Source organism: Brevibacterium sp. FME17 (genome assembly GCF_014897515.1).
In the GTDB taxonomy this organism is placed as follows: domain Bacteria; phylum Actinomycetota; class Actinomycetes; order Actinomycetales; family Brevibacteriaceae; genus Brevibacterium.
The window spans coordinates 134,964-145,665 of record NZ_JABUYD010000011.1; the positions used below are offsets into that span (position 1 = coordinate 134,964).

The 10,702-nt window shown below is 56.0% G+C and carries 7 protein-coding genes; 6 read left to right on the forward strand and 1 reads right to left on the reverse strand.

What is annotated here, in order from left to right; all coding sequences use genetic code 11:
- Positions 1–108 precede the first annotated feature (108 nt).
- Positions 109–2,769, forward strand: a complete 2,661-nt coding sequence (locus INT40_RS11910; protein WP_193096137.1) for a hypothetical protein — start codon at positions 109–111, stop codon at positions 2,767–2,769.
- Positions 2,770–3,088: 319 nt separating this feature from the next.
- On the forward strand, positions 3,089–4,717 hold the full coding sequence (locus INT40_RS11915; protein WP_193096138.1) for a glycosyltransferase: 1,629 nt from the start codon (positions 3,089–3,091) through the stop codon (positions 4,715–4,717).
- A gap of 15 nt (positions 4,718–4,732) precedes the next feature.
- Here INT40_RS11915 and INT40_RS11920 read toward each other — a convergent pair whose 3' ends face one another.
- On the reverse strand, positions 4,733–6,013 hold the full coding sequence (locus INT40_RS11920; RefSeq protein ID WP_319021982.1) for a CDP-glycerol glycerophosphotransferase family protein: 1,281 nt from the start codon (positions 6,011–6,013) through the stop codon (positions 4,733–4,735).
- A gap of 663 nt (positions 6,014–6,676) precedes the next feature.
- On the opposite strand from INT40_RS11920, the gene INT40_RS11925 reads away from it, so the two are divergent.
- The 4 genes from INT40_RS11925 to INT40_RS11940 all read left to right on the forward strand — a co-directional run.
- Entirely contained in the window at positions 6,677–8,413 is a 1,737-nt protein-coding gene (locus INT40_RS11925; RefSeq protein ID WP_319021983.1) for a CDP-glycerol glycerophosphotransferase family protein, read from the forward strand.
- Positions 8,395–9,117, forward strand: coding sequence for an IspD/TarI family cytidylyltransferase (locus INT40_RS11930; protein WP_193096140.1), 723 nt, complete (start codon positions 8,395–8,397; stop codon positions 9,115–9,117). Before INT40_RS11925 ends, INT40_RS11930 begins: the two co-directional genes overlap by 19 nt.
- Entirely contained in the window at positions 9,110–10,177 is a 1,068-nt protein-coding gene (locus tag INT40_RS11935; protein ID WP_193096141.1) for an NAD-dependent epimerase/dehydratase family protein, read from the forward strand. Before INT40_RS11930 ends, INT40_RS11935 begins: the two co-directional genes overlap by 8 nt.
- A 326-nt stretch (positions 10,178–10,503) precedes the next feature.
- Positions 10,504–10,702 (forward strand): transposase (locus INT40_RS11940; RefSeq protein WP_193096142.1); only part of this gene is annotated, 199 nt, incomplete at its 3' end.

A 10,702-nucleotide genomic window follows, 5' to 3' on the forward strand; every position in this document is an offset into this window, starting at 1 on the left:
GACAAAAGGTTCGAAGATCAGCTCATTGAACAGACAAAATCGATACCGTGAAATCACGGGTTCGCGACTACCGACAGATCACCGACACCTCTGCAAAGGACTAGGCGAGTGACCAATCAGCGAAACGCAACTGACAGGCTCATCAGCAAGGGACGAGAGCTGGTGAAGCCCGTGGTACACGGCATTGCTCGTCGTGCTCTCCCCACAGTTGAACGGGCATCGGGAACCAGGTATGTGCGAGAGCGCAATGCCACCGGCGCTTCAGGAAAGGCACAACCCGCGGGCAGCGCGAAGAAGATCGCAGCAGTCACTGCGCGTTCCTACCGGGATCTGGCGACTTCCCTTAAAGGTCCTACTGCCGCAGACGTCGACGGGTGGACCGTTGCACCGACCAAGAAGGAAGCCGACGCCAAACTGCGAGAACTACAACGGATACGGGCCGGTTCGACCCTGGCCGAATCGTTGATCAGGGGTTCGTCAATTGAATCCTCAATGGTGGAGTCCGGCAGAGCGTTGATTGATGCGGGGCACCATGGAGAGGTCGTATCCATCGGATTGAACCTGCTGGGCCGCCCTGACTACAGTCAGATCGGACGAACACTGCTGGGCATGGCCTACCACCGTGCATCAGACCCTGCAGCTGCCTGGGCAGAGTTCGAGCGTGTCAACGAACGAGGACTCATTACTGCGGCAGCCGTGGAATACTACCCGACTGCTATCGATACGCTCGGGGCCGAAGCGCTGCCGCTCATCGAGCGCTCGAATCACAGCGGCGATACTGAACAGTGGAGTTCCAAAGCTGTGCTGCGCACCGCTGAATCTGCGTTCTGCATCGACGCCTTCGACCACGTTCGCACTCTCGTCGACGACCGTCTCGCCTGGGGCGCCGACAAACTGGATGCGGCCATTCGCTACGAGCTCACACGCATGCGTGACTGGCTCCCAGGTGGAAAGCATCTGGAACCACTTCCGACGACTGAAGGAAAACGCAACTTCGGTGTGCTCAGCTACGACCAGCCGGGAATCCGCTCACGCAACATCGGTGACTACATCCAAACGGTCGCCTCAATCGGACACCTGTTGAGATATGAGAACCTCAGTTTCACAGGAGACAGCGGTCTCACGCAGCTCTTCACGAAACTGGGCGAAACGGTCAAAGCAGAGAGAAAATACTCGGGTCCCGAGGCTGAACTCAATCTGGTTGAGGTCTACCGTGATGGCAACGTCTACCAAGACATCCCTGAAGATACTTGGTATATCGCCTTCGGGTGGTACATGCATGACATCTTCGGCAAGTCCTTCAACATCCCGTTCCATCCCAATCTCCGTCCTATCCTGTTGTCGGTCTTTGTCCGATACCCCGAAATGCTCACGCCTGATGCCATCGCATACCTGAAGAAATACGGACCGGTCGGTTGCCGCGACTGGCAGTCAGTAGCCCTACTGCGCGCCGTTGGTGTTCCCGCGTTCTTCTCGGGTTGCCTGACTACGACCGTTGACACGCTCTTTCCAACACCTGCCCCCGACCTGCGGTCAGGAACACTGCTCGTCGACTGGATGAAGGGCGGCAAAGGGCCGAAGAAGAAGCAGACCGTCACCGCGATCCGCGACAAGTCGTTCCCCGAAAACCTCGAACTCGCTCGAAGCTGGGTCGCCGACTACGCGTACAAATACTCGCGTGTGCTGACTTCACGCCTGCACGCCAACCTCCCCGCGCGATCAGTCGGAGCCGAGGTCGAGTTCGAACCCAAGAACAAATCAGACTCCCGGTTCGGCGGCCTCTACGGAATCAACGACGCCGAATTCGACGCAATCCGCACCGGGATCCTCGACAAACTTGCCGAGATCATTCCGCTCATCGCCTCGGGGGCTTCGGAGGAGATGATCTATGCCAAATGGATCGAAATCACCGAAGCCGATATGGCTCTCGCGGATGAATACCTGGCTACGGCGCATCTGCCCGATGTCAGCAGCGCGGAAATCGCCTCGACGATAGATCAGGTCGAACGCCCCGAGCCGAAGAGCGGAACGACGGATGTCTATGTTTCCGTGAACAGCGGTGAGAGCCACCTCGTGGGTACTCTTGCCTCATCCATCGACGATCATGCCACTGGCTCCTACCGCCTTTGGGTGGCAGCTGATGCCCTTGGCGCACAACAGGTTGATGCCGTCCAAGAGAGGCTGACCAATGGCACCATCAACGTCCTGAAGCCGGTGACGGCCCCAGGTATTCGGGAGTCGGACGACCTGGTCCAGGCTCTGCTGCCAGCGATCTTTGCTGATCATGACAGACTCGTCGTCCTTCCTGCAGCAGGGGAAGTCTCCTCCGATATCACGGACTTGTCAGCGACAGAACTGGGCACGTCCCTCCTCGGCGCGAAGAGGGATGTGAGGAAGACCCGGACCAGCGGTCTTACTCTCATGCGGCGGATAGCCAGTGCGTTCAAGGAAGATCATGAGGGAGCTCTGGATTTCGTCTTCGCCAGCCATAGTCATTTCAACGAAGATTTCATTGTCTTTGATCCCCAGGTTGCGGTGCTCAATCTTGCTCGGCTCCGTTCCGAAGGCGTCGTGGAGCGTGTCGTCGGACTGTTGAAGACGGTCGGAATCAACTATGTCGATTCGCTGCAGGTCGCAGTAGGCGGCCGGTACACCGAACTGGACTCCGCATGGAACATTCGCGCGCACTGGGAGACCGCGGACTGCCCGAAGATCGTGAACTGGAGGGGCCAGCTTCGCCATCACGGACATATGGCGCTCGTACCGTGAAATCAGTCATGGTCGGAGAGCACATAGGCGGGTTTGAGGAAGGACACCGACGTTGAGACCCATTTCTCGATTGTTGCGCAAGGACGTTGACCACGACCAGTCTGAAATCGGACTTGGGAAGGAGCTCAAAACTGATGCTCTACATGTCTATAACGCCATCTGGGGTATTCCCGAGTCGATCGGGGGAATGACGACCGCTGCGGTGCGTCGAATCCGGAGCTTCCAGAAATACGGGAGGCCTCTGTCGCAGACGCTGCTGACATTCAGCCCGCGAATGGACGTGGACGTGACGCGTACTAGGCTCATCTCCGAAGGACGGATGGATGAATCCGTCGAGTTGGTGAACATCTGGCAGGACTTGAGAGGCAGATCTGACGTCGAACTCGCCGCATTGGGGGGAAAAGCGCCGACAGATCCCGTGCCCGAAGCTGACGGGGAAGTCGAGAGCATCACCGAGTTCTACGATGTCTTTCGCAAATCGAGTTCCACTGGAATAATTCGTCGCAACTATCTGCGTCCCGACAACACTTTGCTGCTCACTGATGTTCACGATCCGAAGCTCGGGCGCCGTTTCGTCCTCTATTCGGCAGGCGGCAATCCGATCGCCGAATGGAACCGGCCCCGAGACTTCTACAATGCCTGGATTACGGCGACGATTACGGAAGAGCCCGCAGTCCTCATCATCGATGACAAGAAGATCAGCGAATTCATCCATGAAATCACTGAGAGAACATTTGCACTCATCCTCTTCTTGCACGGATCCCATCTTCGTCACCCCTGGAATGGTGCTCACGGAGAGTTCCTTCCTCGCAGAATTGATACCATGCGCAATTTCGACCGGTTCGATGCGGTCGGTGTGCAGACCAAGCAGCAGGCCGATGCGATAGCCGCGAAGGGTATCTCCGGAGCCAATATCAAGCTGCTCACCGGAGAATTGCCGGTGGGGTCAGTACACGATGAGACCCAAGCTGACCGCTCGACGAACAACGCTGTGATGATCGCCAACTTGATTCCGCTCAAACGTGTGGATCATGCGATACGTGCCGTGTCGTTGCTGAAGGGCAGGGGAGTGGACGTGTCCCTGACCGTGTTGGGAGAAGGTGCCGAGCGCGAGAAGCTTGAACGCCTGATTGCAGACCTCGGCGTCGAAGATCGGGTTCAGCTGCCGGGGTATGTCAATGATGTACCAGCACGCCTCCAGTCTGCATCCTTCTCGATGCTGACAAGTACCAGCGAAGGCCTGCCCCTGGCGATGATGGAGTCGATGGGTGCTGGGTGCGTCCCCATCGTCTACGACATCACCTATGGGCCTAGAGATCTGGTGATTCAGGGCCAGAATGGCTTCATCACGCCACTAGGCGACATCGAAGCGTTGGCTACTCAGATTGAGGAGTTCCTGGGCCTCGGATCGGACCGTATAGCTACGATGCGGGAGGCCGCAAAGGAGACTGTCAAACAGTATCTTCCAGAGGCCGGCTACCGGCGCTGGAAAACCGTCTTGGAAGGCCTGAGCCCTGTATTGCTTCCGAACGTCGACCCGCGAGAAAGCGGTCAAGCGATCAGTGCGAAGAGCTTGAGGGTCGCACCCACTATTGATGGAACACGAATCGAGCTGGAGCTCAGTCAGACTCACGAATCCATTGCGGCCGCCCTGCAACTGGTTCTCGCCGCGCGAAAGAAGAACACATACTTTCTATGCACCGATCCGTCGATCAAGCGTCGGTCTTTCGGCCGTGGCGCGATCATCACCTTCGACATTGAAGAAGGCAAGTTCTCCGAATCGAAGGACGAGACATTCGACGTCTACCTCCGGCGGCCACACGATCCGTGGAATGGGAAACGCAGAATTCGTCCTCCGAATAGCTACACGGCGGAAAGCACCGGCTCACGAGACTGGTATTCGACGAGACTCGGCAACCTGTCCGTTCGTCCACGAACAATGGACTGAACGTAGCCGACGAAACTATTCGTCGCTCGCCTCGGCGTTGGTGCTCTCGAAATGATATTTCTTCATTTCAGACGTCCTGTTGGCGATGAGCGTGCTGATGGCCTCCGTGAACAATACGGTCGACGTACCCTTTGTTCCCTCGCCGAAATAGTGGCGGCGCAGTTCCTGGCGTGCCTCGGCCGCTGAGTCGTTCGTCAACAGGTCGCGCAGCAGCTCATCTGCCTGTCCCACTGTCGAACCGTCGATGATGGGGGTCGCACGGCTGATTGGAGCTTCATCGTTGAGCTTGGCCATGTCGTCGCGACGATCTGTCAGAACCAGTGGTTTCTCCGGATGCAGATAGAGGTAGTCGAGTCCGACACTGGAAATGTCGGTGACGAGAAGATCGACCGTGTCGAACATTGCGAGGATGTCGCCCTCCATCAGAATCTGATGCTGCAGGGACTCGTCTGCAATAGACGCGTTGGCGCTGGCGATGAGTTCAAGGATCCGCGCATTCGCCACCGCCATGGCGGGATCGCTGGAGGCGGCTACGCGTGGGTGCGGTTTGTAGATCACACGTGAACCCTTGATTCCCAACGCGGCCTCAACAATCTGGGGACCGAAGAGATCGACGGATGTGTAGTTGTTCGCATCGTTCTCGCCCTCCCATGTAGGCGCATACATGATTGTTGTCGCTGACGAAGTCTCCAGCTCTGGAGGCCGGTCGATGTCCAGCTGAGGTCTACCGACTTTGACGAGTGCAGACTCATCGAAGTCGACCAGGGATTTGCGATGGCGGTTGATTGCCGCATCACCGGCGACAAAGACTTTGTCATACGATTTCGCCTGGTTGGAGACCATGCTCAGCTTGTCGGACTCGCCATGGTTGACATGAACATGGACCATCGGTGCGAAGCCAAGAGACTGGAAGTTGGACATCCCGTTATTTACGTACAGAGCCAGCTTGAAGTCGTTGGCATGATAGAAGGTGTGAAGCGGGTCGAATCTGCGTTTGAGGGCCATAGGCAGTCTTGTGAGATCACGCGCTTCGAGCAACGACGATGGCTTTCGGAACACGAGAACTACACGGTGCTTCCGGTGAAGTTCCTCCAGCACAGGGATCCACTGACTGAGCTGGTAGAACTTAGGCTTACGATCACCAAAGTAGACGACAACCTCAGCTTTGACGTAGCTTCCGTCGTACTCGTCTTCAAGCTGTTGCCAGCGCTCCGTACCCCTGATCCACTTGCTGGTGTTCTTCCATGCACGCGACCGCACAGCTTTCAGAGCAGTCGTACGAACCAGGTTTTTCACAGTGGACCTTTCAGAAAATCGATTCGGCCTTCCAAGCGGCCCTGGCACATGATGCCATCACTCATGCTACGGGCAAAAGGTGCCCGCAGGCCTCAGTGGCAACGACCACCGCAGACGAAAAATTGTACAGGTCGAACCCGACGGAGGATGCGGGCTCCTTACGTGGGAAAATGACGAATGAAGCACACTATCGTCGATATTTCAGACTTTGAGACTGACAACGACAGCGCCTTCGCGCACGGATTCCTTCTCAGATCGACACCACCACCTCCTCAAGCGACTTAAAAGTTCACGCGTTCTTAGCGCTGAGGTAGGGAACTGTGGCCACCGGTGACGTCTCACGCCAGGAAAAGCACCACTAAGGTGCCACTAGTGGTGAGTACGGAGTCTGTGGATTGCTCAAGACATAAAGTTCCAAGGTGGAAGCATGTACTGGTCTGAGGCCGCTAGTAGTACAAGCATAGATCTGAGTAGAAATTCACGTGAAATTTGGGCTGACCACACTTGTAGGTTCCAACGGACTGGTAGCGTCGACCAACGTCTCGATCCTGTTATGCTGTCTGAATTACGAAACGATGAACTACGCGCATCGAATGCTTGATGCGGACGGCAAGGGGTATTGTGTCAGCAGATCTAACTATCGTCGACATCAAATGGGAGCGAGTGAACCTCACCTTCGTTGTCGAGTTCTCTGGTGACGAGGTCGATGACTTCTACCTCACTTCAAATGCGAATCCTGGCGAGAAGCTGTTCCCCGTAACCTTCGAGCGAATCGACGCGACCCGATATAACCTGAAGATTAACGTCACTCTCTTTAATCGGCGAGGCCAGGTGCCCAATGGCACCTACTTCCTGGTGGCGCGGACAGGTGCGGAGCTGCACCCCGCGGACTTCCCCCTCGGACGAGTCGCCGAGCTGGACGAACAGTCCAGAGCCTTCGTCTACAACAAGAACCGATCTGCATATACAGTGACATTCGGAATCTCAGACGACGAAGAGGCACCGCATTTCCTGATGCGTACCTATTCTTTCGGCCGGTCTGCAGGGAAGCCGTCGACCGCCCGTGCGCGGATCAAGTCGAAGGTGCGATCGAAATGGGTAAAGACTAAGCGGAAGGCTCTGCGCGGTGTGTTCGCCGTTGCCGCAAGACGGCGGCCGGTAGAGGGAAACAATGTCCTGTTTGCCTCCGAGGCGAGGCCGAATATGCAGGGCAATCTCAAAGCGGTCCACGACAGGATGCTTGAACGCGGGCTAGACAAAGATTTCAATTTCGGATACTCCTTCCGGACGGGGCGGACCAGCTCCCGCCAGAACGCCCTCAACCTTGCTTGGCAGATGGGCAAAGCAAATACGATTTTGATCGACGACTATTTCGCAGTCCTCAAAGACTTAGGCGATCGAAACAACCAGAAGATCGTTCAGCTGTGGCATGCGGGAAGTGGGTTCAAATCGGTCGGGTATAGCCGGTTCGGTCAGTATGGTTCACCGAACCTGCGCAATGCTCATCGTCTCTACTCTTACGCGATCTGCGGATCCCAACATCTTCGCGATGTCTATAGCGAAGCGTTCGGAATTGAGCGAGAGTCCGTTCTTGCCACCGGCCTTCCACGAATCGACGGATTCCTTCGTGCAGGACGCGCTGAAGAAGTACGTGTTGAATTCGAGGCTTCATTCCCGAACACTCAAGGAAAAAGGAAGATTCTCCTGGCTCCGACCTTCCGCGGGCGAGGTTCGGGCGATGCACACTACGACTACGACGAGATTGATTTCGCAGCCCTCTACGAGGCGTGTGGAGAAGACTCCGTTGTTCTATTCCGGCAGCATCATTTCATTCCGGACCCAGCACCGATCCCAGCTGAGTTCAGCGATCGGCTCTTTGATGTCGCCTCCTGCCCGGACACCAACGATCTGCTTTTGATTTCTGACGTTCTGATCACTGACTATTCGTCGGTCATCTATGAGTACTCGTTGCTTGAAAAGCCGATGATCTTCTTCGCTTACGACCTAGAGACGTACTCAGCGACTCGCGGAATGCACAGAGCATACGAAGAAGCCGCTCCTGGAAGCATTGCCACTACGTTCGATGAACTGATCACACTGCTTCGTGAACCTGAGTTGAGTGTTGAAAAAACGAAGGAATTTGTGCGCGAAAACTTTGACTATGTCGATACGAACAACTCCGACCGAGTCATTGATTCGCTGATACTTTCAGACCCTGTGGTCGATTCGGCGCCGTCAGGCCCACTTCGCTACGAAGACCTGATCGAACAGGATCTGGAAGAAGATCCCGACAATGATGCCGAAGAGGACAGCTCGCACAACCCCGATGGGGATGAGAGCACTGCGGACACCACTGAAGAAGAGAACAACGAGGAGAACGAATGGCAAACATCGCAGTAGTCTTCGCTGGAGGAGTTGGAGCCAGGATGGCTCACAGCTCTCGACCGAAGCAGTTTCTGGAAATTCATGGTCGCCCGGTAATCGTCCACACGCTGGACATATTCCAGCAGCACCCAGACATTGACGCAATTGCTGTAGCAATATTGCCGCAGTTCCGCGAACATCTTGAACGACTCGTCAAGCGATACGAGTTGGACAAGGTCAAATGGATTGTCGATGGCGGTTCAACAGGGCAGGAATCTCGACACAACGCGCTGAGGACTGTCGCTGAAAGCAATGATCCAGATAGCTTGGTTCTGATCCACGACGGAGTCCGCCCTCTCATCGATGCGGATCTTGTATCTCGCAATATCGAAAGCGCGCTTGAGTACGGCTCAGCAATCACATGCACAAAGATGACTGAGACAGTGGTGGTCGAAGAAGGAGCCGGCATCAAGGATGTCATCCCGCGGGACCCTCTGTGGACAGCCCAGGCCCCACAGACATTCCGACTCAAGGATGCCCTTGACGGTTACGATCGCGCAGTTGCCGAAGGCGAGCACGACTCTATCGATACCTGTACACTCATGCACGGTTTCGGGTACGACGTCCATCGGGTCGAGGGGCCACGTACCAACATCAAGATCACTACAGCATCCGATTACTATGTTTGTCGAACCTTCCTGACACTGATCGAAGACCGGGAGGCATTCGCCGGTGAATGATGTCGCACTATTTGATTCGCCAGTATTTCAGGAAGACGTGCGGCGGCTGGTCAGTGAACCATTGACCTGGGAAACGTACCGTGATCAGAACATTCTTGTAACAGGTGCCTCAGGAATGATACCGATGTACATCGTCGGGACCCTATTGGCAGCTAACGATGAATATGACCTGGGCATACATGTCACTGGAATGGTGCGCAACTTGGCCAAAGCGAGGCCCCGGCTCAGCGCTGCCCTCTCGCGGACAGATTTCACTCTGGTCGAAGGAGATGTGACTGAACCGAAGGAATTCGATCGGACTTTCACCACGATCTTCCATGGTGCCTCGCCGGCAAGGCCTTCTCTGCACAAGAGCTCGCCCGTGTCCACGCTTAAGGCCAATACCCTGGGTACGATCAATCTTTTGGACCGACTCGTCAGCGACGGTGGGGGTTCCTTCGTGCTCCTTTCGTCCTCGGAAGTCTATGGATCTGTATCCGGAGTCGAACTGATCACTGAAGACTCAGCGGGCGTACTTCAGCACTTTGCTCCGCGCGCGAGCTACTCCGAGGGCAAACGAATCGCCGAAACTGCTCTAGCTGCCTATTCCGATGAGTTCAACGTTCGACCACTGAGCGTCAGGTTCGGCCACATCTACGGACCTGGAATGGCTTTGGACGACGGCAGGGTGCAGGCCGACTTCCTGGCTGATGTCGTCCGGCAACGGGACATCACGATGATGAGTGCGGGTGCGCCGACTAGAACTTACACTTATGTGTCGGACGCAGTTCTCGGCCTGTTCTATGCGCACCTGCGTGGTGAAGAATCCGTCTACAACGTTGCCGATCCAAAGGGCAACGTCAGCATTCGGCAACTTGCAGAAGAGTTCGCTGCGGCACGGCCGTCGCTTGGTCTGAAGCTTGCTTTCGCCAATGAGGCTGACAGCGGTTCGTATTCGCCGGTTGCGACTCTGGGCCTCGCATCTGATCGCATTCAGTCTCTAGGGTGGGCCGCCAAGACTGACCTATCCGCTGGAGTCTCTCGTGCAATCCGCTCGTTTGAGGAAGGCCCACTAATCTAGGGCTTGTCTCCTTTGTTGGCGTAGCCATGTCAGGATCGCGCTGATCACGACTGACACTCGATATGTGATGGCGAACTTGTCGTATCTCGTCGCTAACCCTCGCCATTGCTGCCGCGCTTCCTTCAGGTCGCGATATGATCCTTCTTCTCCGGGATCACCGCGCGAATGCCACGCGAACGTAAGTATTCGCGGTTGCCTTTGGACTCATACGCACGATGAGCCAGAACAGCGTCTGGACAGGAGCCAGGGCGACCGCCGGGACTGATGCAGGGTTAGGTGACATCTGATCTGGCTTGTTCATAGGCAAGCCTGGAAGGATAGACATCATGCCACAGCCCTACCCGAAAGAATTCCGCGACGACGTCATCCGCGTCGTCCAGACCAGGGATTCCAAGACGACGATCGGACAGATCGCCAAGGACTTCGGAGTCCACGAAGGCACCATCAACAAATGGCTCCGCCAAGCAGAAATCGATGCCGGCAACAAACCCGGCAACACCAGCGACGAGTCCGCCGAACTACGAG